The organism is Segatella asaccharophila, from assembly GCF_054687055.1.
In genome coordinates this window covers 196074-221903 of record NZ_BAACAN010000003.1, presented here as the reverse complement: position 1 = coordinate 221903, position 25830 = coordinate 196074, and the positions used below count along the sequence as shown (strand labels likewise).

At 45.1% G+C, this 25830-nt stretch carries 24 protein-coding genes, 3 tRNA genes and 1 pseudogene; 12 read left to right on the top strand and 16 right to left on the bottom strand.

Annotated features, from left to right (window positions below):
• A pseudogene (locus tag ACYRYG_RS03350) lies at positions 1-173 on the top strand (IS1595-like element ISPbu1 family transposase); the annotation flags it as partial.
• 10 nt (positions 174-183) lie between these two features.
• Here ACYRYG_RS03350 and ACYRYG_RS03345 read toward each other — a convergent pair.
• Positions 184-1014 carry a nucleotidyl transferase AbiEii/AbiGii toxin family protein gene (locus ACYRYG_RS03345; protein ID WP_460197602.1) on the bottom strand — a complete coding sequence of 277 codons (831 nt, stop codon included), beginning with the start codon at positions 1012-1014 and terminating at the stop codon, positions 184-186.
• Entirely contained in the window at positions 1011-1607 is a 597-nt protein-coding gene (locus tag ACYRYG_RS03340) for a DUF6088 family protein (protein WP_294732233.1), read from the bottom strand. Before ACYRYG_RS03340 ends, ACYRYG_RS03345 begins: the two co-directional genes overlap by 4 nt.
• Before the next feature lie 234 nt (positions 1608-1841).
• On the opposite strand from ACYRYG_RS03340, the gene ACYRYG_RS03335 reads away from it, so the two are divergent.
• The 4 genes from ACYRYG_RS03335 (at position 1842) to ACYRYG_RS03320 (ending at position 5574) form a co-directional block, all read left to right on the top strand.
• The gene (locus tag ACYRYG_RS03335; protein ID WP_293429063.1) at positions 1842-2120 is read left to right on the top strand and encodes a DEAD/DEAH box helicase family protein; all 279 of its coding nucleotides are present in this window, start codon (positions 1842-1844) and stop codon (positions 2118-2120) included.
• Between the two features lie 585 nt (positions 2121-2705).
• Positions 2706-4268: an IS21 family transposase gene (gene istA / locus ACYRYG_RS03330; RefSeq protein ID WP_293423219.1), complete on the top strand. Its 1563-nt coding sequence runs from the start codon at positions 2706-2708 to the stop codon at positions 4266-4268.
• Between the two features lie 18 nt (positions 4269-4286).
• Entirely contained in the window at positions 4287-5009 is a 723-nt protein-coding gene (gene istB, locus ACYRYG_RS03325) for an IS21-like element helper ATPase IstB (RefSeq protein ID WP_293423221.1), read from the top strand.
• A 304-nt stretch (positions 5010-5313) separates the two neighbouring features.
• Positions 5314-5574, top strand: a complete 261-nt coding sequence (locus ACYRYG_RS03320; RefSeq protein ID WP_293429061.1) for a helix-turn-helix domain-containing protein — start codon at positions 5314-5316, stop codon at positions 5572-5574.
• 107 nt (positions 5575-5681) lie between these two features.
• Here the strand turns inward: ACYRYG_RS03320 and ACYRYG_RS03315 are convergent.
• From ACYRYG_RS03315 to dnaN, 6 genes are all read right to left on the bottom strand, one after another.
• A tRNA-Arg gene (locus tag ACYRYG_RS03315) sits at positions 5682-5756 on the bottom strand.
• Positions 5757-5931: 175 nt separating this feature from the next.
• Complete coding sequence (locus tag ACYRYG_RS03310) at positions 5932-7578, bottom strand: tetratricopeptide repeat protein (protein WP_293422853.1); 1647 nt, start codon at positions 7576-7578, stop codon at positions 5932-5934.
• A gap of 82 nt (positions 7579-7660) precedes the next feature.
• A complete protein-coding gene (recN, locus tag ACYRYG_RS03305; RefSeq protein WP_293420128.1) occupies positions 7661-9331 on the bottom strand; it encodes a DNA repair protein RecN in 1671 nt (556 codons plus the stop codon).
• Between the two features lie 152 nt (positions 9332-9483).
• Entirely contained in the window at positions 9484-10677 is a 1194-nt protein-coding gene (gene coaBC, locus ACYRYG_RS03300) for a bifunctional phosphopantothenoylcysteine decarboxylase/phosphopantothenate--cysteine ligase CoaBC (RefSeq protein ID WP_294074726.1), read from the bottom strand.
• A gap of 16 nt (positions 10678-10693) precedes the next feature.
• Positions 10694-11545: an exonuclease domain-containing protein gene (locus tag ACYRYG_RS03295; RefSeq protein ID WP_293420122.1), complete on the bottom strand. Its 852-nt coding sequence runs from the start codon at positions 11543-11545 to the stop codon at positions 10694-10696.
• Positions 11546-11561: 16 nt separating this feature from the next.
• A complete protein-coding gene (dnaN, locus tag ACYRYG_RS03290) occupies positions 11562-12686 on the bottom strand; it encodes a DNA polymerase III subunit beta (RefSeq protein WP_293420119.1) in 1125 nt (374 codons plus the stop codon).
• A 175-nt stretch (positions 12687-12861) separates the two neighbouring features.
• On the opposite strand from dnaN, the gene ACYRYG_RS03285 reads away from it, so the two are divergent.
• Entirely contained in the window at positions 12862-13281 is a 420-nt protein-coding gene (locus ACYRYG_RS03285) for a DUF3127 domain-containing protein (RefSeq protein ID WP_293420116.1), read from the top strand.
• Positions 13282-13370: 89 nt separating this feature from the next.
• Here ACYRYG_RS03285 and ACYRYG_RS03280 read toward each other — a convergent pair whose 3' ends face one another.
• A complete protein-coding gene (locus ACYRYG_RS03280) occupies positions 13371-15080 on the bottom strand; it encodes a glycoside hydrolase family 25 protein (RefSeq protein WP_460197598.1) in 1710 nt (569 codons plus the stop codon).
• 99 nt (positions 15081-15179) lie between these two features.
• Between ACYRYG_RS03280 and ACYRYG_RS03275 the strand changes: the two genes are divergently transcribed.
• Both ACYRYG_RS03275 and ACYRYG_RS03270 read left to right on the top strand, forming a co-directional pair.
• Positions 15180-15644, top strand: coding sequence for a MaoC family dehydratase (locus ACYRYG_RS03275; RefSeq protein ID WP_293426797.1), 465 nt, complete (start codon positions 15180-15182; stop codon positions 15642-15644).
• A gap of 93 nt (positions 15645-15737) precedes the next feature.
• The gene (locus ACYRYG_RS03270) at positions 15738-16199 is read left to right on the top strand and encodes a hypothetical protein (protein WP_293420107.1); all 462 of its coding nucleotides are present in this window, start codon (positions 15738-15740) and stop codon (positions 16197-16199) included.
• 339 nt (positions 16200-16538) lie between these two features.
• On the opposite strand, the gene ACYRYG_RS03265 is transcribed toward ACYRYG_RS03270, so the two are convergent.
• From ACYRYG_RS03265 to ACYRYG_RS03245, 5 genes are all read right to left on the bottom strand, one after another.
• Positions 16539-16612 (bottom strand) — tRNA-Arg (locus tag ACYRYG_RS03265).
• Between the two features lie 28 nt (positions 16613-16640).
• Positions 16641-16714: transfer RNA gene (locus tag ACYRYG_RS03260), tRNA-Arg, on the bottom strand.
• A 121-nt stretch (positions 16715-16835) separates the two neighbouring features.
• Positions 16836-18896 carry a molecular chaperone HtpG gene (gene htpG, locus ACYRYG_RS03255; protein ID WP_293422865.1) on the bottom strand — a complete coding sequence of 687 codons (2061 nt, stop codon included), beginning with the start codon at positions 18894-18896 and terminating at the stop codon, positions 16836-16838.
• A gap of 346 nt (positions 18897-19242) precedes the next feature.
• Positions 19243-19620 (bottom strand): hypothetical protein, encoded by a 378-nt coding sequence (locus tag ACYRYG_RS03250; protein WP_293417782.1) that lies wholly within the window; start codon positions 19618-19620, stop codon positions 19243-19245.
• Between the two features lie 8 nt (positions 19621-19628).
• Complete coding sequence (locus ACYRYG_RS03245; RefSeq protein ID WP_293429055.1) at positions 19629-21083, bottom strand: aminoacyl-histidine dipeptidase; 1455 nt, start codon at positions 21081-21083, stop codon at positions 19629-19631.
• 116 nt (positions 21084-21199) lie between these two features.
• On the opposite strand from ACYRYG_RS03245, the gene ACYRYG_RS03240 reads away from it, so the two are divergent.
• Genes ACYRYG_RS03240 through ACYRYG_RS03225 form a run of 4 tightly spaced genes read left to right on the top strand, consistent with a single transcriptional unit; the run spans position 21200 to position 23477 of the window.
• Positions 21200-21400 (top strand): hypothetical protein, encoded by a 201-nt coding sequence (locus ACYRYG_RS03240; protein ID WP_293417788.1) that lies wholly within the window; start codon positions 21200-21202, stop codon positions 21398-21400.
• A 58-nt stretch (positions 21401-21458) separates the two neighbouring features.
• A complete protein-coding gene (locus ACYRYG_RS03235) occupies positions 21459-22058 on the top strand; it encodes an OmpH/Skp family outer membrane protein (protein WP_293417791.1) in 600 nt (199 codons plus the stop codon).
• A gap of 13 nt (positions 22059-22071) precedes the next feature.
• Complete coding sequence (gene nth, locus ACYRYG_RS03230) at positions 22072-22725, top strand: endonuclease III (RefSeq protein ID WP_293417794.1); 654 nt, start codon at positions 22072-22074, stop codon at positions 22723-22725.
• A gap of 35 nt (positions 22726-22760) precedes the next feature.
• Positions 22761-23477: a DUF2461 domain-containing protein gene (locus ACYRYG_RS03225; RefSeq protein ID WP_460197596.1), complete on the top strand. Its 717-nt coding sequence runs from the start codon at positions 22761-22763 to the stop codon at positions 23475-23477.
• A 24-nt stretch (positions 23478-23501) separates the two neighbouring features.
• Here ACYRYG_RS03225 and ACYRYG_RS03220 read toward each other — a convergent pair whose 3' ends face one another.
• On the bottom strand, positions 23502-24548 hold the full coding sequence (locus tag ACYRYG_RS03220) for a GYF domain-containing protein (protein WP_460197594.1): 1047 nt from the start codon (positions 24546-24548) through the stop codon (positions 23502-23504).
• Positions 24549-24577: 29 nt separating this feature from the next.
• On the bottom strand, positions 24578-25828 hold the full coding sequence (locus tag ACYRYG_RS03215; protein WP_460197593.1) for a clostripain-related cysteine peptidase: 1251 nt from the start codon (positions 25826-25828) through the stop codon (positions 24578-24580).
• Between the last annotated feature and the right edge of the window lie 2 nt (positions 25829-25830).

Sequence of the window (25830 nt, the reverse complement as noted above, 5' to 3'; positions counted from 1 at the left end):
AGTCACTTTTGCTTGATATGTATCATGGCATCAAAGACGAGTTCCTTCAGAGTTATCTGGATGAATTCTGCTGGAAGTTCAACCGAAGATCATTTGGTGACAGACTTTTTGACAGGCTAGTTGTTGCAGCTGTGTCCTATAGACCGGCGTTTCAGCACAGAACCTATGATTGAAGAAAATCACTCAGTTGAGGATAATCATATAAAATTTCATGCGATGTTCCACGATTGCCTCATACAGGTTCTTATCTTTCAGTGCTTCCTTTGCAAAATCAGTATCCATCAGTTTTTCCAAGTCATAAAGATGGCGGCTCATTCTCAAACTGCGAGGCTTTACCTTTTGAAATTCCTCTGAAAGAAGGAATGCCTTTTCCAGGAATGTCCGTGAAGGAATCACAGTAGGGACTATACAGCTTGTATCTTGTTCTATTTCCGGATACATGTTACTGATCAGAGTCTTGATAGTTTTGTTCTCCACGGGCTCATCCATGGAGAGGCAACTGATTTCAATTTTTACTGAGGAAGGAACATATTGGGACTGATGGCCTGATACACTTTCATAGTCTACCATGATAATCGAAGGATCTGCATCCGAAGAAACGGCAATACTGTTTTTCTCTAGAACAGGATGAACGGAAAAGCCGGAAAAACCCAAGACAGACAATTCTTTTTCAAGTTGTTTCGAGAGGACCTCGTCGATATACCTTCTGCCAGATTTACGCAGTTTCTTCAGTTGGTTGTTATTTTCAACGGGTTGGCGAAAAAATCTATGGCTAAGAGCAATGTCGATGTCTTCACTGAACCTTTGAATGAGATTCCATCCTTTGCTGAGACTTGTTCCACCCTTGAACGACAGGTATCGTGAACAATCCAGTAACATCAGCGCTTTTAGCACCGCTGTCACCCACCAGTCTTTCTCGACTGCATAGTCAGGGATATGCTTCGTATCGGAGACATTTTGGAGGATTGCTTTTCGCTCATCTTTTTTCAGATTAAGCCATGTTGTCTTTTTCATTTCTTTAATTCAACAAAGATTTTCTTTATCCATCGGGGAGGCAGCGTCAGGTCATAATTAATCGTGTCCGGTTCAGGATATTGCCTCAATAATTTCCTGATCATTTCTTTATGCCCTTCTGTTACATGTTCTTTCCCAAGCGCCTTCAATGCCTGCACAAGCATGGGAATAAGTTTGCCCTTATAGGCAAAATTCCGGGGTGATACATGGCGGAACACTACGGACTGTGGTCCAATCTTAATGGTACGCGCCATACCTGATGTCAAATACACCAATTTCATCGGCATTTGGGTAGACATACCCAGTTGGTTAAGAGCTGTAAAACCCGTGGGCAGGACTTCTGCCTTATCTCTTCGAGCTATGGCTTCCACCACTTGCCACATCGAAGGTTTCAATGGCCCAAAACGCGTCATTTTTGGTTTGTAATAAATGCCCCGGCTTAATTTCTGCAGGATACCTCTGGCTACCATATCTTTAGACAGGACACGACTGATATAGGCATCATTTCCGCCAACGGCAAAGTCTGACACAAAGAATACCGTGTCATACGGCCGGTTGCCTATTTTTGCTTCTATTTCCTTGGTCTGTGTCATATATGTGGGTGAATTTCTGCAAAGATAGTTTTAAATATCCAATTAACAAAATTTAGGTTGATAAAATCGACTATTTTTTAACTTTTTAGCCTTAGGGGAGGGAATATCCTTTCTATAAACAGAGTCGTTCTAAATGAATATAATCCTTGTAAATATAGCCGTTTTCTTTCTGATCAGCAAGGATCCCATTGATTTTTTGCCGGCCATGTCTGAAATCCCTGAGTTGTTAATGCTATGATGAAAGGTATCCTGTTTTATGATTATCAGCAGGACATGAAGCAGCGTATTGAGGAGGCTTTCACGTCCCATCAGTCCGTGATGACCAGGATGCCGACAGGTACGGGGAAGCCACACCTGCTGGCAGCCGTCGTTTCAGACCTGCTGGCCCGGACACTGGGGAAGGTATGGATCGTAGCTCATCGGCGTGAGCTGGTTCGCCAGATTTCAGACACAATTACCTTCTATATCCCAGTGAGGACTCTGACCGGGTTTCAGTCCCAGAAGAGAGCCTGAAATGCATTTACGTGAACCCCGTGAGGATATGGTCAGTCATGGGGAAGTCAAGGGATAGTATCTTCCAGAATATACGAAGGATACAGCCGATATCGAAAGGACTTTCCAAAAAGTCAATACGTGCACTGACGATTGATTATTCAATCGGGAGATTGCAGAAAGAGGAATGAGAGATTTGAATTTCATTCCTCTTTTTATTTCCGGTGGAATATAAGGTACATATTCCGGACTATACCCACCCACTTATCCGGGTTTAATGTAGCTTCTTAAAACTTTACATTATTCCTATTCTGGTATCCAGTTCATCCGATTTAAGTGTAAATTAGGATGGAAATGATACGATATGAAGCGAAATACACCGCTTTTTTGGCAGGTTCAGTATACACCTTGAAAAGGAATTGCCTTTTTCCGGAGCATATCCGTTCACTTGATAATGGCGGATGGAATTTTCTATTTTTTCCGGAGCAATGCCGTTCATATTATGTTCGCAACCGGCTGACAAATAATCTTTTCCGGAGCATGTCCGTTCACGTTGCCGATTCTCACTATCTTTGCCGCTTTACAAACAATTTGAAAAGCAAAGATATGGCTGGTATAATAGTAGATATGAGTAAGATTAAACAGATGCTTCAACTCTCCGAAGCAGGACATTCAAACCGGAAGATAGCCTTAGAACTGGGTATAAACAAGGAAACCGTGAATAATTATATGCAACTGATCAGGAACGGCAGGCTGGATATCCGGCAGCTTCTAAAGATGGATGATCCAGAACTTGAACGGAGGTTTCATGCGGGCAATCCTGCCTATACCGACAGCCGGATGAAAACGTTCCTGGAAGAACTTCCTGTGATGAAGGCCTCACTGTCCCAGAAACACGTCACCCGTTTTCTGGTATGGCAGGAATATATAGGGCGTCATCCTGACGGATACGGCAAGTCACAGTTTTTCTATCATCTGAAACAGAATCTTGTAGCGGCAAAGGGCCCTTCCGCGGTCCTTACTGACACTTACCTGCCCGGTGAGAAGCTGTATGTGGATTTTGCAGGAGACAAGCTGGAATATGTTGATCCGGAGACCGGAGAAATCATTAAGGTGGAGGTCTTCGTGGCAACACTGCCCTATAGTGACTATGCCTATGCCGTATGCGTTCCGTCACAGAAGCTTGAGGACTTTGTCCATGCCATACGCATGTGTCTGGAATATATGGGAGGAGTACCCCTTATACTGGTTACTGATAACCTCAAGGCAGCCGTGGTAAAGGCAGACCGGTATGAGCCGAAGCTGAACAAGGGACTCGAGGACATGGGTAACTTCTACCATTTTGCCGTCGTGCCATGCCAGCCGAGATCACCGACGCAGAAAGCACTGGTAGAGGATGAGGTCCGTCTTGTCTACCGCCGTATCTATGCAAGGCTCCGTGGCCGCCAGTTCTACTCCCTGCAGGATTTAAACAAGGCTGTCCAGGCCCTTCTCAAAGACCATAACCAGACCCGCATGCAGAAACGTCCATACAGCAGGGAAGAGCGCTTCAGTGCCGTCGAGAAGGACAAGCTGCAGCCGCTGCCGGCCGGTACCTATGAGATCAGGTATTATGCGGACGTGCACGTACAGCAGAATGGCTATGTGGAGATATCCAGGGATCACCGGTATTACTCGGTACCCTACATCTATCTCCATAAAAAGGCCCGTATTATCTTCACCAGGTCAATCGTGAAAGTCTACATCGACGGGCAATGCGTTGCAACCCATCCCCGGATATACGGCTGGGGATATACCACCGTCAGAGAGCATCTCGCATCAAACAACCGCATCATAACGGACAGGTCCCCTGAATACTATATCGGCCGTGCCTGCAGGGTTTCGGACACCTTTGGTGTCTATATCAAGGAGATTTTCTCTTCGACACGTTCGTCCAATCCCCCTGAGGTCTATTACAGGACCTGTGACATGCTTCTGAGGCTGAGCAGTACCAGTGAGCGGAATCGTTTTGACAAGACCTGCCGCCTTTGCCTTACCAACGGCATCTACAGCGGGAAACGTTTTGAAGCCATCCTGGGAAATCCCATGCTTCTCCCCGAAGATGTTCCAAACGATGCCCCGGTACCTTCCAATCATGAGAATATGAGAGGTGCGGGCTATTATAAATAACTTATAAAATTTTATATTATGACAGATGAAACGGAAAGGGCACTGCACTTGCTCAAGTTGCCCGGAATGGCACAATGCTGGACTTCCATGGAGGAAACGCACAAGCTGGACGGTACGTCCCTCAGGGACGGCATGCAGCTGATGATACAGACAGAAAGGGATACCAGGCGTGACAATGGCATTAAAAGACTGGTCAAGAGTGCACATTTTAGGATGCAGGCGTCAATTGAAAGCCTGGAAACGGATACCACAAGAGGCGTCAGCTCCGCTACCGTAGCCGAGCTGGGTACCTGTGAGTACCTCAGGAATGGCATGACCATCATCATAACGGGGCCTGCCGGCACAGGGAAGACCTACCTTGCCAGTGCTCTCGGTGACAGGGCCTGCCGGCAGGGATTCAAGGTCATGTACTTTACCATAAACATGCTTGTCAGTACACTGAGGATGCTCAGGCTGGAAAACCGTATCAACAACTTCTTCCGCAAGCTCGGCAGTCAGGATCTCCTGATCATTGATGACTGGGGTATGCAGAAAGTTGACGGTGATATACAGAATGACTTTGAGCAGATCATTGATGACAGGTACAACTTCAAATCCTTGATCCTGTGCAGCCAGCTGCCTGTGTCTGACTGGTATAATGTGTTCCAGAGTGAGCTGATCGCAGAAGCTTGCCTGGATAGGATGACACACAAATCAATAAGATTTGACTTGCAAGGTGAAAGTTTAAGAAAAAAATATTAATTTTACAGCCGGTAAGAATTAGCAACAATTGAGTGAACGGATATCACTGGAATAGGTGAACGGGATTCCGCCGGAATATGCAATATAAGGAGAGAAAAGTAGTCTTTTGATCTTTCCATCAACTACTTATAAGGTTCCGAAAATTTACTGTTTACAATTCATGCACATGGTACCGATTCGCCGATATTATCAACCAATGTGGAAATGTGGTTACAATCACGACAGGTATATGTTAAAAATGTTAAAATGAGCTGACAAATATAGTCATGTCCGGTATAATTTTTAATTATAAAATATATCGAATATGGACATAAAAAAATTAATCAATCAGGATCAGATATGTGTACTCTCATCTGCTGATCTCAAGGAGTTTTGTTTGGAATTGATTGAAGAAATCAAGGCACAGGAAAAAGTTGATAACAAGATGTACACTGCAGACGAGTTTTCAAAAAAACATGGAGTGACAAAGCAAACACTTTGGCGCTGGTGCAGGGAAGGCGTGTTAAAAAATTATAAAGTGGGCAGACAAGTGTTTTATAAAGAAAGCGATCTGAAAACACTATAATCAAATTGTTGTACTCCTTGGAATCTATTGTGTCACGTTTGTGTCACGTTTGTTTTTACTGAAAACGCTAACTACTTGATTCACAGGTAGCTAGCTTTTGTGTGTTGTGATTCCGCTGGGGTTCGAACCCAGGACCCACGGCTTAGAAGGCCGTTGCTCTAATCCAACTGAGCTACGGAACCGATCCCGTTATTTCGTGGTGCAAAGGTACTGCTTTTTTGATTGATTACCAAACTTTTCCATTATTATTTTCTGGGGTGTTGACGAGAAGAAAAAGGTAGAGGAGTGAATGCTTCTACCTTTTATGGTCATTATATTCATTGTTCTTTTTAGCGGAAATGAACAAGACTCCCTCCTTTACTTATTTTTGTCGATATATCCCTGGGCACGTGGGTCTCCGAGACTTTTTGCTTTTTCCAGGTTCTGAAGGCCTTCGACTTTTTGCTTTTTCTCAATCTGAGCAAGACCTAAAAGGAGGTAGCCTTCTGCATATTCGGGAGCTATCTTCGTGCATTGAGTAGCCGTACTGACCGCTTCATCAAGACGGTTGACCCGGAGATCGAGTGAGGCCCAGTTTGCCAGATAAACAGGTTCTTTCGGATTCAAATAACATGCTCGTGCAATGTCAAGAAGAGCCTGCTGCCACATTTTTGCATTTACTTCACACTGATAGCGCATGTAAAAGAATGCAGGGTCGAGGGTATGGCTTAAGGAATCGTAAGTATAATAGTCTTTGATGGCTGGCCGGTACTGCTTATTTGCATCAAAGAAATGACCTCTTGCTAAATAATAAGGGGCAGCCATTCCCGTTTTTGATGAAATTATTATGGCACTGTCTAAGAGGGTCTTGACTTCCTGATAAGGAGCCTTCAACTGAATTTTGCATTGTGCACATTCCAACCATAATTCGCCATTGTTCAGAGAAGTCTTTGTCAGATCCTTAAACATATCACAGGCTTTCTGATATTGTCCCTGAGCGTATATGATCTGTGCCTGCTGATGTTTATAAGCTGGATCCGGTTTGATCTGATAGGCTTTAGTTGCTTCATCCAATGCTTTAACCAGAGTCCATTCTTTATACTGGTTAGGGTGATATACGGACTGATTGAAAATCAATGCGGCATAATTAGAGTGAGCCTCATCTTTGTGAGTTGTCTTATCTATCCCCAGTTTCATTTCCCGATCAGCATCATTGAAAAGACTGTCAGCCGTATAGAGTTCAGCAAGTGATTTGTATCCCTGTGCTGAATGGGGGAACTTTTCAATGAATTCACGGGCATATTTATAATTATCTCTCTTAGAACGCTGGCTGCGAGCCAGGAACAAGGCTGTCGTAGCATCCTGTTCCGTATCGGGCAGGCCAATTCGAATTCCAGTCTCGGTAAGGGTCTGGCTGGAAAGTGCGTTTACCTTCAAGATGTTGATATATTGAGCATCAATGACAGAAACAGTATTGGCGTCAAGTGATTTCAGCAGACCGATCACTTTACCCGATTCATTGACCACAGGGCAGCCATAGTCCGTATCCGGTGCGGCATAATCTGCCACATAATAATTATATGAGGTCTTGAATTTTTCCACCCGACTGATTTTTGTGCTTTTAATATTCAGGTTTTGATTGGAGTAGGCCACCACCCAGACGGTTGATCCAGACGGAGAAGGCTGGAGAGAAATCTCCGTTCCTCTGGTAGCATGATCGACCTTGAATTTGATGACATCATAATTTTCATCAGCTCCCATAATGTAATCTACCGGCATGGACTGTCCTTTTGAGTCAATTACCGTAGCGCTGTCAGCCCCTACAAAAGGAGCAAATGGAGCTATTGCCGTTCCCTGATTATCAATAAATACCCCACAGCAAGAGGACTTGATGGATCCATCCTTGCCGAAGGTCGTAAGAGTGAATACAGATTTTTCCACATTCTTCACGCTGCCGGGTTGGGCATGGACTTCTGTTGTAAGTGCAAGGAAGAGAAAGAATAAAAAGAACTTTATTTTTTTCATATTCTATTTAAAAGCAATTAGTTTCATTTTATTATGAATCTACGATACCGTAGTTTCGTTTATCATTATTACTGGAGAAGCATTAACGGGTCTCATCAGCTCTTTTGAGCAGATCACGGGCATTTGCCAGGGCCGCATCCGTAATTGCACTTCCGCTTAGCATTTGGGCAATTTCCTGAACCCGTTGCTGGGAGGTGAGCAGTTGCATCTGGCTGACCGTTCCCCGGGCCGTTTCTTCCTTTACCACTTTATAATGGGTGGAGCCCAGCGCAGCGATTTGCGGCAGATGGGTGATGGAGATCACCTGTCTGTTTTTTCCCATTTCCCGCATAATCAGGGCCATCTTTTCCGCGATCTTTCCACTGACCCCGGTATCAATCTCATCGAAGATAATGGTGGGGAGCTTGACTACTCCGCTGACCATTGCCTTCAAAGATAACATGACTCGTGCAATTTCTCCGCCGGAAGCGACCTGGGCGACAGGTTGCATCGGTGTACTCTGATTGGCACTGAAAAGGAAAGAAACTTTATCACAACCTTTTTCACTCAATGGCTTTTTCTGAAACTGTACGTGGAAGCGGATATGTGGAATACCCAGAGGAACGAGGCGTTTTTTCATTTCTGATTCTACTGTCCGGGCAGAGGCCGTCCGGCTCGTGGTCAGTTTTTCAGCCTTATCCTGACATTCCGCCAATTTGGCGTTTACCTGATCCTGTAAGTCTTTCAGCTCGTCATCACTGTTATCAATGGATGATAATTTTATCTTCAGATCTTCATGAATTTTGAGGAGATCGTCAATACTATTGGCATGAAATTTCTGTTCAAGCGAGTAGAGGGTATCCAGCCGCTCATTAAGGTTCTGCAGTTCGGCAGGGTCAAAATCGATTTTTTCAACCTCACTGCTGATCTCCTGAGATATATCTTTCAGGTCAATATAACAACTGTCAAGACGTGAAGCCAGTTTTCCTGCGTCCGGATAGAATTCCTCAATATGATGAAGTTGTTCAGAAGCCGATTTCAGTTGTCCTACGATGCCTTGCTCATCCGCATTCATGGTTTGGTCAGCAGCGTACAGGGCTGATTTGATTTCCTCAGCATGGCTCATCGTCTGCGCCTTCTGTTCCAGTTGTTTTTGTTCTCCCGGCTGAGGGTTGACTTTTTCTATTTCCTGATACTGAAAACGGAGGAATTCTTCATTTTGCCGGGTATTGGCAATAGAAGTCTTCAATTCCTCCAACTGCCTTTGGAGTTTCAGATATTCACTATAAGCCTTTTGGTAACTTTCCAGTAATGGTTTGTTGCTGGCAATAATGTCTATGATGCCGAGTTGGAAATCATCTTTTTTCAGCAGCAGGTTTTGATGCTGGGAGTGAATGTCGACAAGGTCCTCTCCAAGTTCACGCATCATCACCAGTTGGACCGGAGTATCATTGATGAAAGCCCTGCTTTTTCCAGAAGCGGTCAGTTCCCGTCGGATGATCGTATCTTTCAGGTCCATGTCAATGTCATTTTTGAGGAAGAAACCCTTCAAGTCAGAGCCCGTCAGATCAAAATGTGCTTCAACGATGCAGTGGCTGCATCCTGATTTGACGGTTTTGGAATCTGCCCGGTTCCCCAGCAATAGGCCGATAGCGCCCAGGATGATCGACTTACCGGCACCAGTTTCTCCCGTGATAACGGAAAAGCCGGGATTGAATTTGACATTCAATTCGTCGATAAGGGTGAAATTCTTGATATACAACTGTTTGAGCATTGTGCCAGATTCCTTTCTATAAGGTTTAAAACTTGTTGAAGAGGAACATCCTATCCTGCAGATTCTCAATTCCCTTCAGCATGTCTGCCAGTGAATATCTGTTTAGACTGAAGTCTGCCATGAAAGGCAGGACAGGAGCAGAATCGTACAGGTCACAAGTATTTGGAAAGTTCATCAATAATATCGGCCGCTACTTCAGATTTCTGCTTGCGCGGATAGTCCTTCCTTGTGGAGGCTGTAAGGATGGAGATTTGATTCTCGTCAAAGCCAAAAGTTGTTCCAGGATTCCGGGTGGAATTCAAGACGATAAAATCTGCATTCTTCTTGGTTAGTTTTTCTCTTGCATGAGTTTCTTCATGATCTGTTTCCAAGGCAAAGCAGACCAGTCTCTGACCAGATTTCTTCATCCGGCCCAGGGTAGCTGCAATATCCTGGGTGGGGTTCAACCTGAGGGACATTTCATCACTGCCCCTTTTGATTTTAGTATCCGCTGTCGTTTCCGGCCTGAAATCCGCCACGGCTGCACAGAGGACAGCCGCATTGCAGTCCGGGAAATATTTCGTGGCTGCTTCGTACATCTCTTGGCAACTTGTCACGTTGATCCGACGAATTCCAGAGGGGCAGGACCGTGAGACCGGACCGGCAATTAAGGTGACCTCAGCTCCTCTTGCATAGCATTCCTCAGCCACGGCGAATCCCATCTTTCCCGAAGAATAGTTACCTATGAAACGAACCGGGTCAATATTCTCATAGGTTGGTCCCGCCGTAACCAGAATCTTTTTATCCTTCAGCTCTTCCTTTTTGGGATAGAAAAAGCGATCTAAAAGATCCGTGATGACCTCCGGGTCTGCCATCCTGCCTTTTCCTTCCAGGCCAGAAGCCAGAAAGCCCTCACCGGGTTCTATGATCAGATTACCGTAGTGTTTTAAGATACGGAGATTTTCCTGTGTGGCAGGGTGTCTGTACATATCCCTGTCCATGGCAGGAGCGATGAACACAGGAGCCTTCATGGCCAGGTAAGTGGTTATGAGCATATTGTCAGCTATGCCATGGGCCATCTTTCCCAACGAAGAGGCTGTGCAGGGAGCAATGACCATGGCATCAGCCCACAGACCGAGGTCTACATGTGAGTGCCATGTGCCGTTTTGTTGGGAGAAAAAATCACTGATGACCGGTTTGTGAGTCAGTGCAGACAAGGTTACCGGAGTGATAAACTCTTTTCCTGAAGGAGTGATCACTACCTGAACCTCTGCGCCCCTTCTGATCAGATCCCGTATGAGCAGGCAAGATTTGTAAGCAGCAATAGAGCCGGTAATGCCCAGGACAATCTTTTTTCCTTTTAGCATAATAGAGTAGGTCCTGTTAATGATTGATTTCTTTCAGCCGGATGCGAGTAAGAACCTGTTTGGTATTAAGGGTGAAATCACTGTTCAGAATCCAAGAGAAGTAGCCCGGATCACGGTGCAGGACGTCAGAGACAGCCCATCCCCGGTATTTGCCGAAATTGAAGACTTCATGCTTGAGCGGTTGTCCGTCTTTATCCTTGAGGACATTACCCTTCCCATCTACCATTGGTTCCCAGATGATGCGGCCAGCAAAATCCACATTGTCGTTCCGCCGGGAAAATTCCGCCAGTTCATCCATGTCATTATGCAGGACCCGCTCCGGTTCCTCCTGCTCACCAGGAGCATATTTGTCCAATTCACCCTTCAGAACCCTGTAGGTCGCTTCTGTATCCTGGTCAGAACGATGCGCCACAAAATCATCTTCCATTTTGTGACCCGTATAGAATTTGTATGCAGCTGCCAGGTTGCGCTGTTCCATCTTATGGTAAATGGTCTGGGCGTCAATCAGCCGGCATTTGGAGAAATCGAAATCTATGCCGGATCTCAGGAACTCCTCTGCCAATAAGGGGATGTCAAAACGATTTGAGTTGAATCCGGCGAAGTCACAGCCTTTAAATTTCTCCGCCAGTTTAGGTGCCAACTCCTTAAAGGTAGGTTGGTCTTTTACCTTTTCGTCATCAATCCCCGTGAGTTCTACTACCTCAGGTGGGATATGCTTTTCCGGGTTGACGAGGTGGTCTCCACGTTCTTCCTTGCCGTCCGGTTCAACTTTTATATAAGAAATTTGTATAATATGGTCATGGATTAAGTCCAGGCCTGTAGATTCAAGATCGAAAACGATGAGGGGTTTTGTCAAATTAAGTTTCATCTTCCTTTTTTCCTTTTTAATCATTCAGCAGCATTGGCATCAGCAGCATCAGCACCTCTCCGTTATCCGGTTGTGTGACTGGATAGACGATTCCGGCACGAGACGGGTCTGCCAGTTCCATGATGATTTCATCACTCTCCAGGTTTGTCAGTATTTCCTGCAGACTGGTACCCTTGAAGCCAATACTCATCTCCTGACCACTGTAATCGCATGGTAACTGTTCTTTTGCAGAAGTAGCAAAGTCCAGATCCTCCGAGTTCAGTTCCAGTTTACCTTGTCCCAACTGAAAGCGGACGAGTTCGCTGCTTTCACTGGCAAAGGGTACGACATGTCTCAGGGCACTCAGCAGGCTTTTTCTGTCTATGGTGAGTTTGTTGGGGTTGTCCTCAGGGATCACCGAATTATAATTTGGATAGCGGCCTTCGATGAGGCGGCAGTTCAATATACTGTTGTCAAATTTGATCTCAGAATTCCGGTCATTGAACCGGATGATGACATCACCGCCGTCACGGTTTAATATGTTTTTGAGAAGGGTGGAAGGTTTCTTGGGGAGGATAAAGGAAGTAGGGGCGTCACTCTTGATCCCGAAGAATTTATTCCTGACTAATTTATGTCCGTCACTGGCTACGATATTCAAACTTTCAGGTGTGAGGTCAAAGTATACCCCATTCATCACAGGACGAAGTTCGTCTTCTGCTGTGGCGAACAGTGACCGTGTCAGATTATCCACCAGAATCCCTGCATCAATAGTGATCGTTGTGGTATTGTCATCCAGCAGTTGTGTCCGGGGATATTCTTCAGCACTTTGTGCAGTAAAATGGTAGAGTCCATTCTGGTATGAAACCTGAACGCTGAACGTATCGGTGTCAATATCAAAGTTGAGTGGCTGTTCAGGCAATTCTTTTACTGCGTCAAGGACGGTACGGCTGGAGATAGCAAAGTCTCCATTCCCCTCCGCACTGTCCAGTTTCAGGGTACTCTGTATCGTATTTTCGCTATCACTGGCCGTAATGGAAAGAAGGCCATCATTCACCTTAAAAAGGAAACAGTCAAGAATCGGTAAGGAATTCTTGCTGTTGATCACTCGGGAGAGCGTGTTAAGGCAACTACTCAGTGCCGTACTGGATAATGTAAATCTCATGAGTATGTTTGTTTATGTTCTTTGCGAATGTTTTCAGGATGCAAGTCTGCACCTTATAATGCACAAAAATACGAAAATATGTGTAGATAAGCAAAAATTAGCTTAGAAAATTTCGTTTTTTAGAACTATTTTAGTAATTTCGCAGTCAGAAAATTAAACATTAAAAGCATACAGCATGGAAATACAAGGAAAGATTATTGCGGTTCTTCCCAAGCAGAGTGGTACGTCAAAGCGGACAGGTAATCAATGGGCTTCACAGGACTATGTCATTGAGACTCATGAGCAATATCCCCGGAAATGTGCCTTTCGGGTTTTCGGTGAAGACAAGATCAACCAGTTTGCTATTAAGAGTGGTGAGGAGTTGACGGTATCTTTTGATATTGATGCCCATGAATATCAGGGGCGCTGGTTCAATAATATTAATGCCTGGCAGGTACAGCGGGTAGATCCTGCGGCTGTGCAGGCAAGTGTGCAGGGCAATCAGCCTCAGGACAACGCCGCTCCTTTGGCAGGTGGTGCTCCCGCCAGTGGTGCACAGGCTCCTTTTCCTCCCTCTTCTGACGGAGACAGCGGAGCAGACGATCTGCCTTTCTAAGACCAGACTGAAGGTCGGTTTGTCATAGGATATTCCCGGGAGAGCATGCTGCTGTTCCGGGAATATTTTTTAGTGTTCGATTTCGCTGATCAGCGTATCGTCGCTTTCTGAAGGAATTTTTTATATTCCTGTTCGTAACCGTTGAATACGTTGATGTCTACTTCACCGCGGATTCCCCTTACCCCGCCGTCTGGACACAACTGCCAGAAGGCCAATCGTATATCCGGTTTGTATTCTCCGTAGTGGGCTATCCAGATATAATAGTGTTGCTTGATATCAGGAGCACTGTTCAGGTACTTGTTGACAAATATCTGGTTTACATATAAGATAGGCCTTATGCCTGTATGTTGCTGAACGATTCTCAACCACGTACGGACACGGCCGAACAGGATTTTCTCTCCACCCATTTTCCGGATCTGACTCGGATAGGGCTCTACATCAAGAACAGGGGGGAGATCCCCTTTCCCAAATTTTGATCGTTTCAGATAAAACCAGGCTTGTTTTGCCGGGTCAGTACGGATGGAGAAGAAGTGATAGGTTCCCACACGGTACCCGTGCGCTTTGGCTTTTTCATAATCGCGGAGATAGTAGGGATTGAACAGCGTCATGCCCTCTGTGTTTTTGATAAACACGAATCTCAAGGGGTAGTTGACGGTACCGGAGACTATCTTCTTGCTGAGGTTCCCGAGGTGGGTAATCTTCAGATGTGCCCAGTCGATGGCGTAATAATGTTTCTGGTGCCTGCCTTTGATATGCTGATATTTTGAGATGTCAATGCCATAGATCCGTTCGGAATTATAAATGAGTTTTTCTCCCAGATAGACATTGTTTTTCCATTCACCCACACGGAGTCCTTTCTTCGGGGAGGCCAGAAATCCAAAGCCATTCCGCTTGCCATTTGACCAGTGGCCTTCATAATACGAACCGTCGTTATCTATGTGAGCACCATGCCCCTCAGGGATAAACCGTTGGTTGAGCTCTCCTATGTAAATGCCTGCAGAATCAGGCCGTTCCGTCCAGTCTATGGGCTCGCGCATGCTTTTATTAGTGCCCATGACGATATATTGTGCTACGGACAAGGGCTGACTGGTTACTCCCTGGGGTTTCTCCTTCCGGTCAGTTTGGACAATGAGATACCGGTGGTGCAGGATCTTGATCAGATGGCAGTTCTCTTCTGCCATGTCTCCCTTGGCATCCTTATACTTGACTTTGAAATAAACTCTGTAAGTGATCTGCAGCCGGTTACTGTCACTTTTCACTTGATGGATAGTGTACAGGTCATGAGAGATCTGCCGGTACTGGCGGACTTTCCGGATTCCGTAATCCGCAATCATTCCATAACCGATGTCACGTACATCATGTACACGGGCATAGTATTGAAGCGCCTCGACAATATTTCTCATGTTGTCCTTCTGCCTTTGCAGAGAATCTACATGTTTTTTCAGAAGATTCCGTACTTCTTCAGGACTATACCGGTGTTGGATGAGAGAACTGTCAGAAATCGTAAGCAGACGGCCCTTGCAGGAGGGGACGATGGCCCACCGGTCTATCCAGCAGGCCGCTGTGGTGATCGTGTCTGCATTGAATGACAGTACCGGTTGTCCGTTCAGGGTAAGTTCATAGCATGAAATGCACTTCAGTTGTGCCTCACTTTTATAAATCTCTTTCCTGTCAACGGTATAGGTCGAAATGATTCCGATGAGAAGGATAGCCAGTAACAGTGGCGCACTGATCCATTTAAGTTTTGCTTTTGTAATAGTTGGTTTGATCTTTTCCTGCATTTGCCAGCAAAAGTACATAAGATTTTTGGGATTCGCATATAAAATTCAGAATTTATTGTTAACTTTGCAAAATCTGTTTGTCGGAGAACAACCATCAATCGAATTTAAGGACACGATATGGAAAAATTAATCATCAATAGTTTTGAGGAATTCGCCTCTCATTTAGGCGAGCAACTGGGTGTTTCTGATTGGTTACAAATAGACCAGGAACGCATCAACTCATTTGCTGAAGCCACTCTTGACCATCAATGGATTCACGTTGATGTGGAGCGGGCCCGGAGGGAGAGCCCTTATAAGAGCACGATTGCTCATGGCTATTTGACGCTGTCTCTTCTGCCTTATTTATGGGGTCAGATCATTGAAGTGAACAATCTGAAAATGATGGTGAACTACGGGATGGATAAGATGCGTTTCGGTTGTCCTGTCCTTTGTGGCTCAAGGATCCGACTGGTTACCAAGTTGGCTTCGATAGAGAATCTAAGAGGGATCTGTAAAGCCGGAATCCAATTCAAGATGGAAATAGAAGGAGAAGCCAAGCCCGCTCTGAAAGGGGTGGCGAGTTTCCTGTACTACTTCAAATAATTTTCATTTTCAGGCAGAGTCAACGGATGGGTCTTGATGAGGTTTAGGCCATGTTGTACCTGCCGGTATTTTCCACTGAATGATCTCTTATAAATGATTTATTTTGTAATTGCTGTCACCGTCATCTATATCATTTACATGACCTATAAGAAGGGGGAGCCTCTGGCCAGTATCTCCGAGATTTCCTATGTGGCGAAACACCACTGGGAGTTTATGGCCTATATGCTTTTCCTGGCAGTCTATGTCCTTCCGGTGATGTACAGGAAAAGTTCTCCGGGGACGAGATTCCTGACTTATATAACGGCCTTAGGCATGTTTATGGCTATTATTACTCCGGTGTTTCGTACTCATGGCGCAATTTTTCATGACGTGGGGGGAGTGATTACTTGTGTAGCCTGTCAGACCTGTATTCTGCTGAATCATCCAATTCTCCTTTTAGCGTGGTTCCCTTATGTTTTTTTCTTCCTTTTCATGCGGAAGGAGAATCATTGTCATCCTGTGTTCTGGGCGGAGATGACGGTCCTGGAGAATATGTTTATGTATAGTTTGATTTGAAAATTTCTAAAGTTTCTCCGGTGACCGGTCTATTGGCTATGGGCAGTTGGCTTGAGGTAAGTATGTTTCAGACAACATTATTTTTTTAACAATAAGAATCATAGTCACTGATTTTCACGACCATAGTCAATTGTGGCCGATATGGTGCATTTTGCTTCCCCAAAATGGTGCATATTGCTCCTCTATGACTATCCCCCCTGAATCAGGTGTCAACGTTAGTGAATTTAAGGTCTTATGTATGAAGGTGTAATTTGAATTATTGAACCCTGAATTTGCTATATACAGGAAAGGGTTAAACCTGAAAAAGGGGAAATATCATGATAGATGTTTCCCCTTTTGTGACTCCGCAGGGATTCAAACCCTGAACCCTCTGATCCGTAGTCAGATACTCTATTCAGTTGAGCTACGGAGCCCCAGAGATTTGCAAACTTATTTAAAATGTGACTCCGCAGGGATTCAAACCCTGAACCTTCTGATCCGTAGTCAGATACTCTATTCAGTTGAGCTACGGGGCCCACTTTTTATAAGCGATTGCAAAGGTACAGTTTTATTTTCTAAAAACCAAAACTTTTCAAAACTTTTTTTACCTTCAAGCCATCCGTCTGCATGCCTGTTTCATGATGAGAGGATGGGCCTTCAGGCCTTAATCATTTCGACGGAGCGTTTCATGAATTGATCCAAAGCCTTTCCTTTCAGCATGCCATTCTGGAGGAGGGACAGATCGATAAGTTGGTGAACGACAGCATTGCCGGCAGCATAATCATCCAGGATCTTATTCCTTTTCTCACGCTGATCATTGACCGCCTTTTCTGTATTCTTGAGGTCATCTTTTTCCGCCTCTGTAATCTCCTCAGCTTTTTTCTTGCTTTGCTCCTGATGGATGGCAGCCAGACGAGCCTGGCATCCTTTCAGTTCACTCAGGATCGGTTTCAGCGCGGTTGCGTTCTTGCTTTCCTCTTCCTCAATAACCTTCTTGATTACCGGATGGTCACTGTTGATGACCAGGACATAGCTGTCCGGCATCTGGTTATAGAAGCTCATTCCCGGTTGGAAATGGCTCATCGTCTTCATCCGCCGCATATATTCACTTTGCGTGATGACAATGGGCTGGCTTTCTTCGCCGAGAGCTTGTACCTCCACCATGAACTGAGCCTTATCGATTTTCGGCATCTGTGAATGGAACAGTTCTGTCAGATTGTCACTCTGGTCCTTATCCAAATCAGATTTCTTCGGAGCCTCCTTGACAATCAAGCGGTCAATCACATCAGCGTCCACACGACTGAAACGGGATTTTTCGAATTTCTGTTCCAGCATGCTTACCATCGGCACATCCAGTTCTCCATTCATCAGGAGCACGCTGTAACCTTTGTCTTTGGCGGTCTGGATAAATGAATATTGCTCATCTTTGTTGGTAGCATAGAGGTAGATAAGATTGCCATCCTTGTCAGTCTGATTATCCTTGATGAGTGTTTTGTATTCATCAAAAGTGAAATGCTTGCCATCGACATCCTTGAAGAGAGCAAAGTCTTTGGCACGATCATAGAAGTCTTCCCGGGACAACATGCCATAATTGATGAAGATCTTGAGGTCATCCCATTTCTTCTCATAATCTTTGCGGTCGCTCTTGAAGATCTCCTGCAGCCGGTCGGCTACTTTCTTCGTGATATAGATAGAGATTTTTTTCACGTTGGCGTCGCTCTGAAGATAGCTGCGGCTTACATTCAGAGGAATATCCGGAGAATCAATCACACCATGGAGCAGGGTGAGGAAGTCTGGCACGATCCCTTCGACATGGTCGGTGACGAACACCTGATTGCAATAGAGTTGGATCTTATTGCGTTGCAGGTCGATATTGCTCTTGATGCGAGGGAAATAGAGAATTCCGGTGAGGGTAAAGGGAAAGTCTACATTCAGGTGGATCCAGAACAGAGGTTCATCCTCCATGGGATAGAGGGCTTTATAGAATTTCTTATAATCATCATCCTTCAGTGTAGAAGGCTTCTTGGTCCACAACGGCTCTATGTCATTGATAATATTGTCTTCCTCAGTATCCACCTGTTTGCCGTCCTTCCAGGTCGTTTTCTTGCCGAACGCGAGGGGGACAGGCATGAACTTGCAGTATTTGTTGAGGAGCTCGGTGATCTTTTCTTTCTGCAGGAATTCCTTGCAGTCATCACTGATATGCAGGATCACATCAGAACCTCTGTCCGGTTTGTCAGCTTCTGATATTTCAAACGTCGGGCTACCGTCACAACTCCACTTTACAGCTTTGGCTCCTTCCTTGTAGCTCTTGGTCACGATGTCTACTTTGTCACTGACCATGAAAGAAGAATAGAATCCCAGTCCGAAATGTCCGATGATTGCGTTTGCATTATCCTTGTATTTGGTCAGGAAATCATTGACCCCAGAGAAGGCTATTTGATTGATATACTTGTCGATTTCATCCTCTGTCATTCCGATGCCCCGGTCACTGATCGTGATGGTCTTCGCTTTTTCATCCAGTTTTATCCTCACGGTCAGATCTCCAAGTTGACCTTTAAAATCACCCTTTTCTGCAAGTGTTTTCAACTTCTGGGTAGCATCAACGGCATTGGATACCATCTCCCGTAAGAAGATTTCATGATCAGAATATAAGAATTTTTTAATGACGGGGAAGATGTTTTCTGTAGTAACCCCGATATTACCTTTCTTTGCCATATCAATATGATTTTTTGATTATAATTTTCAACTGTATACGTTTTATGGAGACTGACATCCCTTGTTATGGCATCTTATCGCCCTTGGCAGGCGGGTTCACCCTGAGGAATGAAAGACTCATGGGTAGCTCTTGCAAAATATGTGCCAGAAATGATCCGGGGAAGGTAATCGGTCTCAGGACGGGTGAGGAGTGTCATGTCTGTTTATGGTCTGACAATGAAAGTGTGAGCCTACTTCCTGTCAGGATAAAAAAATCAGGTTCTGACTATCAAGCATAGTCAGAACCTGTTCTATAGGAATATGGCTGAACCGTCAGGATTCAACCTATACAGATCCCCCTGTAAAGTCAGTTATTCTTGAAAGCAACGATTCCTGTCAGATTTCTGTCCATATAGAAGGTCTGCTGGAAATGTTTCACTTTCCCATTGTTACGGGTAATCTTGTAGCTGACCGTCATATACATTAAGGTAGAGGTAGGGACCCCATATTGAATGCCATGGCGGAATTCCGGCATTTTACCTGTGATTTCATGCATCTTCTCTATACGGTCTTTCGTGACATGTGTTGTTGAGTCCATATCACTGTAGCGGTCCTCACTGATGTCACTGTACACCAGATTCTTATTCAAGAAATTTCTGACCAGCACTTTACTCTGGTGCTGCTCTCCGCATCCCGTAAAAAGAAGCAGGAACAGCATCAGAATGAAAAAGGACCTTGCTTTCATAAGCATTTTCAAGCATCAAGATTCTTTAAGATGAGAAGCAGGTGATCCCATACCATCTGGACACTTGGGATATAGAGCATTTCATCCGGAGTATGGACATTTTTCAGGGTAGGGCCAAAGCTGACCATATCCAGATCGGGATATTTCTCACTGAAGAGACCACATTCCAGACCTGCGTGGATTCCTCTTACTTTCGGCTCTTTATGGAAAAGAGTCTTATAAGCGTCAACTGCCACTTTTACCAGTTTGCTGTCCGGATTCATTTTCCAGGCAGGGTAGCCGTCAGTTGCTTCCACCTGAGCACCGGCCAACTGGAAGGCAGCCTTGACAGAATTGCAGATATTGTCCAGGTTGCTCATCACGTTGGACCGCTGGCTTGATACGATAACCACCTGTTCATTGTCCGTCTTTACGCTGGCAACATTACTGGAGGTTTCTACCATCCAGGCAAGGGCCTGATCCTGGCACATTGCGAACACGCCGTTGTCGATGGCTTGCAAGGCCCGCACGAGAGGGATGGACACCTTTTGCGGCATCACCGGCTGGACCTTGCCTTTAGTGATGCTCCAGACCATATTGGTGTCTGTGACGTGGAATTCGTCTTCTACTTTTCCCGTAAAGGCTTTCCAGTCTGCCTTCACCTCATCCTCTTTGGCCTTGGGGATCGCAAATAAGATCTTGCCGTCCCTGGGGATCGCATTGTGCATTTTGCCAGAATTGAATTCTGCCAGTAATAACGACATCTTTTCTTGTTCTATATAGAGGAAACGGGTCAGGATTTTAATGGCATTTGCACGTTTTTTCTCAATATCATCGCCAGAATGGCCACCCTTGAGACCCTTGACGGATGCTTCGAGGAAAGCATAATCCTTAGGGGCAACTTCGCGTTCAAACCTGAAAGTTGCAATCGTGCTCCTCCCTCCTGCACAGGATACGAATAATTCACCTTCGTTTTCGGAATCCAGATTGATCAGGTATTTTCCGGTCATGAATCCCGGTTTGATGCCGATGGCCCCGGTGAGCTGTGTCTCCTCATCGCGTGTGAATACACATTCTATCGGACCATGTTCTATATCGTCGCTGTCCAGGATAGCGAGTTCAATAGCATCACCGATACCATCATCGGCACCCAGCGTTGTTCCTTTTGCTTTCAGCCAGTCACCGTCGACATAAGTCTGAATGGTGTCCTTGGAGAAATCAAAGTCAACATCTATCAGTTTGTCGCAGACCATATCCATGTGGCATTGCAGAATGACAGTAGGGTAGTTCTCATAACCCTTTGTAGCCGGCTTACGGATCAGGATGTTTCCTGTTTCATCCTCTTTTGTTTCCAGATGATGATCTTTACCGAATTTTTTCAAATACGCAATCATTTTATCCTCGTGTTTTGACGGACGGGGAATTTTGTTGATTTCAGCAAATTGCTCAAAGACGCGAGCAGGTTTAAGTTCACTCTTATTCATTTTATTTTCTATTATTAAAAAATACTTCTTTTTATCTCTTTTTATTTTGTTAATTACCTCAAAACTATTATCTTTGTCACTGATTTAGCCATGAAGGTATTGCAAAAATAAGGAAAATGATTGAAATATTACTATTCAGCGTGTTAATTATTGCTATTAGTTTCGCCTTGTTAGCGATTAAGCTGATTTTAAGAAAAAACGGAAGGTTTTCATCACCGCATGTTGAAGACAATCCAGCCTTGCGGAAACAGGGTATCCACTGTGTCCTTGAGCAGGACCGGGAAGCCCATGGCATCCGGAAGGCGGTGTCTGAATGAGAAGGGAGACCGGACAACTGTTCCATTTTGAAAAACAATAAGAACTAAAATAAAAGAAATGAAAAAAAACATTTTGGGAACGCTTGCCGTTGTTGCGATTACTGCTCTCGGCATGACGTCTTGTAACAAACAGCAACCTCAGGTAGAACCGGAGTCTGAAACTGCGAAAGCTCCTGCCAATCTCAAGGTTGCCTATGTGGAAGTTGACTCTATCATGACGCAATATGCGTTTGCAAAACAGTATTCCCAACTGCTGCAGAAGAAGAGTATCAACATTCAGAATACCATTAATGCCCGGGGACAACAGTTGCAGGCTGCCGCTGCAAATTTCCAGCAGAAGGTGCAGCAGAATGCCTACACGCGTGAGCAGGCCCAGGCTATCCAGGAAGGTCTTCAGAGACAACAGGCAGACTTGCAAAGTTTGCAGCAGCGTCTGGGAAATGAATTCCAGGCTGAGCAGAGCAAGTATAACAAGGCCTTGCATGACTCCATTTCCCATTATCTGACGATTTACAACAAGGATAAGAAATATTCCATTATCTTCAGCAAGAGTGGTGACAATCTTTTGTATGCCAACAAGGCTTACGACATTACCAATGAGGTCATTGCCGGTCTGAACAAGGCATATAAGGGCAAACTTAACACCACTGCAAAATAGGAGATTCTGAAAGGTGACCAGAGAAGAGCGTTATCGTTATGTCCTCTCTTATTTCAGGAGGACAGAGCCGCAAGTAACGACCCAGTTAATGTTTGGAAGTGCCTTTCAATTGCTGGTGGCTACTCTGCTGAGTGCCCAGTGTACGGACAAACGCATCAATGAGATAACACCGGATTTGTTCCGGCGTTATCCTGATGCCCGTGCTATGTCGCAGGCTTCTCCGGAGGATATACTGACTTATATCCATTCAGTGAGTTATCCGAATTCTAAAGCCCGTCATCTGTCAGAGATGAGCCGTATGCTCGTTTCTGATTTTGGAGGTGAAGTTCCTTCCGGACCGGATCAATTGGTCAAGTTGCCGGGAGTAGGGCGCAAGACTGCTAATGTGCTGCAGGCGGTCTGGTTCGGAAAGGCGGTCATGGCTGTCGACACCCATGTCTATCGGGTGAGCCATCGGATGGGACTGGTCCCGCAGAGCGCAGATACCCCTCGTAAGGTGGAGGATTATCTGACAGCACATATTCCTTCGGCAGATTTGTCTAAGGCTCATCACTGGTTGCTCTTGCATGGACGTTACATCTGCAAAAGTCTGCATCCTCAATGTGATAAGTGTTTCTTTAATCCATATTGCCCTAAACTTCTTGAGGGGAGCAAACTGGAAAAGTAAGGTTCAGCCTTATCGTTCTCAAATCTTGATGTACTATGCATATTCAGAAGATTAATCATTTTCTTAAAGGCATTTCCGTTCATAATGACCGGGAATGGTTTGCCAGTCATAGAGACGAATTCTTGGCTTGTAAGGATGACTTTGGGGCAGGAGTGGATCAAGCTATTGCCACGATCTCTGAGTTTGACCCGGAAATAGCCCATTTGACGGCAAAGGACTGTATGTATCGCTTTTACCGTGATATTCGTTTTTCCCCTGATAAGTCCCCATATAAAAACCATTTCGGTGGATTTATTTGTGCACATGGGAAGAAATCACTTCGGTGCGGCTATTATCTTCATGTTCAGCCTGGCCATTGCCTTATTTCCCAGGGATGCTATTGGTTGCCGACCAATATCCTGACCTCTGTCAGAAATGAGATCATGGGCAATATAGATACCTGGAGAAGGGCGGTAGAGAATGGAAAATTCATTTCTCTTTTCGGTTATCCTGATGAAGGAAAGACTGACGACAGAGGATCTGTAATCAGCCCCAAAGGATTCGGCCTCAGTCATCTGAAGACTGTCCCTAAAGGATTCCCGAAAGACTATCCCTACATTCAGTATCTGCGGATGAAGGATTTTGCCACTTGGATTCGTGTTGATGATGATTTCTTTAACGGTGACCAGTGGCTTGATACGATAGCTGAAGACTTCAAAGTGGGGAAGCCGATGATGGATTTCCTCAATGGGGTCATTGATGACTATGAGTAACCATCGACGGCTGAGGATAATGGTTTAATGGATGCCGAACATATCCATGACCCTGTTGATAAGGCGGTCTATGGTTGTAGAGTCCGTGACCTGGTTGATCTCCTTATCTATTTTCTTTTCCACTTGCTTTTCTACCTTATTACTGATCCGGGTAGCAATCTGATCAGCAGATTGGCCGTTAGACGGTTGGAAACCATTGTTCACGTTTTCACCCTCACCGGAAGCCTCTTGGTCATCTTGCTGGTTTGCCGCATCATTTTGATCCTGGAGCTGATCCGGACTTTGGCTCTGCACGTCAATTCGTGTCGGATTAACCTTGCTGAGGACCTTCAGAATATCATCCTCATTGATGGTATGTACCTTTCCCAGAATACCGAAACTTACGATATGGTTGCTGCCATCAAGGTGAACCGTTGTTTTTGAAAAGAAAACATAGTTATGATACTGTAATAAAGTGTCCAGTGCAGTATCAAAGAATGTTCCTGTAATCATTTTCGTGATCATGCTGAATCCCTGAGTGAAGAGGTCATCTGTTTCTTCATTCTGGTTATCATTCGAAGCTTTTTCTACAGCCGTAGTGATTTCATTCTTGATGGCGTTTTCATGATCCTGCTTGCTCGGGTTAGTGAAGATGAAAAAGAGCAAGGCGACGATCAAAATGGCTAAAGCAATCAGCCATGGCGTGTGGTTCTTCTTTTTCCCGTTCTTGTCAAGGGTGTTTTCCTGATTGTCCTGTGGAGGGATGGTACCTTCATAGCCGCCCCCTGCGCCGGCCGTTTCAGTGGTATAGTTTCCTGCACCGTTTCGGTCAGCCGCCTCATTCTGGTTTTCTCCGCCCTGCGGAGTGGCATAAGAACCAGGCTGCTGTGTATTTCCCGGAGAATAGGGAGGAGGAGTAGGCTGAGGACTTCCGGTAAGGATATACTTCAGTTGTTCCACCTGCCATGCAGGGGTCCAGTTAGACATGCCTTCTGCCCATACGAGTGTTTCAGAAGTAATATGCTTCTGTGCAAGTTGATCAATTGTAAACGGGCCGGTCTGTTGACCATTTTCGATCATAAAATATTCCATGACGATAAGCTAAATGATGAAAATTGAATTTAATGGGTTGCTTTCCACCAGTCGGTCTTTTCTTTCCCTTTCAAGGCCACACTGTTGATGCTCGGATCAGACGTGGCTATGCCACAATAATTCTTGACAATAATGAAATTGTTTCCATTTCTCAATGCAGTATAGAGGCTGTCAGTATGAGCAGTACTCCGGATGAGTGACGAAAGGGTATCCTGACACGATTTCAGGAGAGAGGCTGCTACCTTGTTGTGGTCAGCATCTTCAAGGTGATCCACGTAATCATAAAAGTCATAATACAAAGGTAAACTGAACCCTCCGACCCCCTGGATGCTGTCACGATAAGACTCAGGGAGGGAATAGCTCTCATTGATCTTTTTCATGATGGCAGCAAGACCATTCATCTTCCTGCAGTCAATAGCTGAAAGTGCGCCGAAAGGATAGGTATAACTCTTGTAGAAGTCGTAAAATGCAGATACAATTGAAGTGTAGGATGGTGCACTGGAGCTCAGGTTATTCCACATTTTTGTATAAGGCATTCCTATATCCATGACCTCGCTGGTGGAAGCGATTAAGAAATAGGCGGCGTTACGCAAGGTGTAAGCGGTTTCAACATTTGCCATATAACAGTCATCGAAGAGAATATATTGGAATTTGATTCCTGCATCAGCGATGCCTTCTGCGAGGGTAGGAATATCGGTGGCGTAGTTCTTCAAGTCTGTGACGCTCCCGAAGAAACGTGTCTTGATTGGACTGTTGGCCTTGTTGTAAGTGAATAACGCACGGCTATTGGGATAATTTGTCCAGTCATCCTTGTAGGTCCATCCTGTCCCGTGACTGCCGATAATCAAGGCGTAGTTTAAAGCGGACGCATTTGCTTTCATGTCGTCAAGGATTTCAGTGATCCCTAAAGCTGAGGTGTAAAAGTTGCCGCTGTAATCCTTGATGTGCTTGTGGGTGAATCCTCCTTGGCTGTAAGTAATCTCATACAACTCAGATTGGGTTGCAGACGTACTGAGAAAGACCAAAACCCTTTTGTTGGTTAACCCTCCTGCATTTTTGATCCCCTTCTCAATGCTGTCCAGATTTTCCTGGAAAATGGAATAGAGCCCATCATCCGAACTTGAACCGGTCCAGGGCATATAGACGAGGAGGGTCTGCTGGTTGACGCCACTGTCGTCACTGTCCGTAATCCCGTCTCCACTACTGCAACTGCCTAAGGCGAAGATCAGAAGGAGACTGAATATGCCTACTATGAAGAAGCGCTTTTCCTTCGCTTTCATAC

Excerpts from the sequence above, each read along its gene's own strand:
- ACYRYG_RS03345 (WP_460197602.1), bottom strand. The coding sequence starts at position 1,014 with ATGAAAAAGACAACATGGCTTAATCTGAAAAAAGATGAGCGAAAAGCA.
- ACYRYG_RS03340 (WP_294732233.1), bottom strand. The coding sequence starts at position 1,607 with ATGACACAGACCAAGGAAATAGAAGCAAAAATAGGCAACCGGCCGTAT.
- ACYRYG_RS03335 (WP_293429063.1), top strand. The coding sequence starts at position 1,842 with ATGATGAAAGGTATCCTGTTTTATGATTATCAGCAGGACATGAAGCAG.
- istA (WP_293423219.1), top strand. The coding sequence starts at position 2,706 with ATGGCTGGTATAATAGTAGATATGAGTAAGATTAAACAGATGCTTCAA.
- istB (WP_293423221.1), top strand. The coding sequence starts at position 4,287 with ATGACAGATGAAACGGAAAGGGCACTGCACTTGCTCAAGTTGCCCGGA.
- ACYRYG_RS03320 (WP_293429061.1), top strand. The coding sequence starts at position 5,314 with ATGGACATAAAAAAATTAATCAATCAGGATCAGATATGTGTACTCTCA.
- ACYRYG_RS03310 (WP_293422853.1), bottom strand. The coding sequence starts at position 7,578 with ATGAAAAAAATAAAGTTCTTTTTATTCTTTCTCTTCCTTGCACTTACA.
- recN (WP_293420128.1), bottom strand. The coding sequence starts at position 9,331 with ATGCTCAAACAGTTGTATATCAAGAATTTCACCCTTATCGACGAATTG.
- coaBC (WP_294074726.1), bottom strand. The coding sequence starts at position 10,677 with ATGCTAAAAGGAAAAAAGATTGTCCTGGGCATTACCGGCTCTATTGCT.
- ACYRYG_RS03295 (WP_293420122.1), bottom strand. The coding sequence starts at position 11,545 with ATGAAACTTAATTTGACAAAACCCCTCATCGTTTTCGATCTTGAATCT.
- dnaN (WP_293420119.1), bottom strand. The coding sequence starts at position 12,686 with ATGAGATTTACATTATCCAGTACGGCACTGAGTAGTTGCCTTAACACG.
- ACYRYG_RS03285 (WP_293420116.1), top strand. The coding sequence starts at position 12,862 with ATGGAAATACAAGGAAAGATTATTGCGGTTCTTCCCAAGCAGAGTGGT.
- ACYRYG_RS03280 (WP_460197598.1), bottom strand. The coding sequence starts at position 15,080 with ATGTACTTTTGCTGGCAAATGCAGGAAAAGATCAAACCAACTATTACA.
- ACYRYG_RS03275 (WP_293426797.1), top strand. The coding sequence starts at position 15,180 with ATGGAAAAATTAATCATCAATAGTTTTGAGGAATTCGCCTCTCATTTA.
- ACYRYG_RS03270 (WP_293420107.1), top strand. The coding sequence starts at position 15,738 with ATGATTTATTTTGTAATTGCTGTCACCGTCATCTATATCATTTACATG.
- htpG (WP_293422865.1), bottom strand. The coding sequence starts at position 18,896 with ATGGCAAAGAAAGGTAATATCGGGGTTACTACAGAAAACATCTTCCCC.
- ACYRYG_RS03250 (WP_293417782.1), bottom strand. The coding sequence starts at position 19,620 with ATGAAAGCAAGGTCCTTTTTCATTCTGATGCTGTTCCTGCTTCTTTTT.
- ACYRYG_RS03245 (WP_293429055.1), bottom strand. The coding sequence starts at position 21,083 with ATGAATAAGAGTGAACTTAAACCTGCTCGCGTCTTTGAGCAATTTGCT.
- ACYRYG_RS03240 (WP_293417788.1), top strand. The coding sequence starts at position 21,200 with ATGATTGAAATATTACTATTCAGCGTGTTAATTATTGCTATTAGTTTC.
- ACYRYG_RS03235 (WP_293417791.1), top strand. The coding sequence starts at position 21,459 with ATGAAAAAAAACATTTTGGGAACGCTTGCCGTTGTTGCGATTACTGCT.
- ACYRYG_RS03225 (WP_460197596.1), top strand. The coding sequence starts at position 22,761 with ATGCATATTCAGAAGATTAATCATTTTCTTAAAGGCATTTCCGTTCAT.
- ACYRYG_RS03220 (WP_460197594.1), bottom strand. The coding sequence starts at position 24,548 with ATGGAATATTTTATGATCGAAAATGGTCAACAGACCGGCCCGTTTACA.
- ACYRYG_RS03215 (WP_460197593.1), bottom strand. The coding sequence starts at position 25,828 with ATGAAAGCGAAGGAAAAGCGCTTCTTCATAGTAGGCATATTCAGTCTC.